This window comes from Bradyrhizobium sp. P5_C11_2 (assembly GCF_054049755.1).
On the sequence record NZ_JBFULT010001016.1, the window covers coordinates 1 to 1337 of the forward strand.

2 pseudogenes are annotated in these 1337 nt (G+C 56.9%); both read left to right on the top strand.

The window, feature by feature from the left end:
• A pseudogene (locus ACXJL8_RS41260) lies at positions 1-721 on the top strand (S8 family peptidase); the annotation flags it as partial.
• Positions 722-1051: 330 nt separating this feature from the next.
• Positions 1052-1337 (top strand): annotated as a pseudogene (locus ACXJL8_RS41265) (MASE4 domain-containing protein); the annotation flags it as partial.

Sequence of the window (1337 nt, forward strand, 5' to 3'; positions counted from 1 at the left end):
CCATGATGCGCTTGAGGWCGTTTATGGAAATACATTTCTCGAATTGTCGCAACATCAACGGGCGGTACTCCTCAAATCGCTCCTGGTGCACAGCGCATTCTGGCCTGACGCCAGTGCGGAGTTAATCAAGCAGGTACTGGGGCCTACCAATAATCGGCAAAGTGTCAGGCAAAAAGACAACATCCGGCGATTTCTCGGCTATGGATTGGTTGATGCAGATGCCGCTGTATATTGCGCCGAGGATCGCGCGACCTTTTGGGCGGTCGGCGTCATTGGGCGGGAAAAGAAATGCGCTGTAACGGTACCCCTTCCAGCATGCCTTGGTGGGCAAGCGCGATTGCACTCTATGCACACAACTCTAGCTTGGTTCACACCGGTACTTCCGGGTAGACAGTCATATCGCTCCGTCAAACTATCGCTACTTATACCGGATGACTTGAGCGGCCTCCGGGTTGATCCGACAAGGACGCAACCCGACGTGAATCAAAGCAGCCGAGGCACCGTTTTTTCTCGCCACTGGGAAGGGCGTCGTGCCCCCACGATTGGGCCCAATGGCAACCTAGAAATTTCTATTCAGCGCGAACCCGATCGCGGAGGCAAAAGCGACGAAGTCGTGCCCTTTGGGCTCGCTGTCACAATAGCCATGCCCGGCATGGTTCAAGTTTATGATCAGGCGCGCGCTCGCATCGGATTGCCCGTGCGGCCCGCCGTACGTGCCTGATACTGTAGCGGCCAATGAGATCTAGATTTGCGCTTCTCTTCCCAAGGCGGCGGGAAGGGCACTTCTAACTATCTCTTGGGAGTATCTCGGGGACCGGCTCTCTTGCGCGTCCGAATAATGGATTGCTTTCAATCGCACGGACGCCATTGATGGCGGTGGTCGAATCCTACCGTAGCCGAAGGAGGTCGCACCAGTCGTTTTAGTCGTTTGGAGCCCTAAGGGCATATCGCAAAACGAGTATTCACGCCGTAAACACCGGCGTGGGGGCCCTTTCAAAAAGCGTCCTGAGGAGTAAGACTAGCTCTTCGCGGTACCCTTATGGGGAGCGGCATGAGGCGTCAATTCATCGGGTTGGTCGACGGTGCGACAGCACCGGGGCCGCGCATTGCGCAAGTGGCGGAACGATCGGCCGATGCGGCCGGCGTGCCTGCTTCCAACGATCAGCAAGAATTCCCATTGATCATCGCGAATATGCCCGCAACGCCTCGCCAAAAGGCCTCTGCGGTCGGTGTCGCCGTCTTCCTCATTGTCGTTGCAGCGGTGATCGCGCCGTTCGCGAGAATCCAGCTGGGCCAGATCAATGGCTTCGTTCCGGTTTTACAGACCGCGTTGGGAG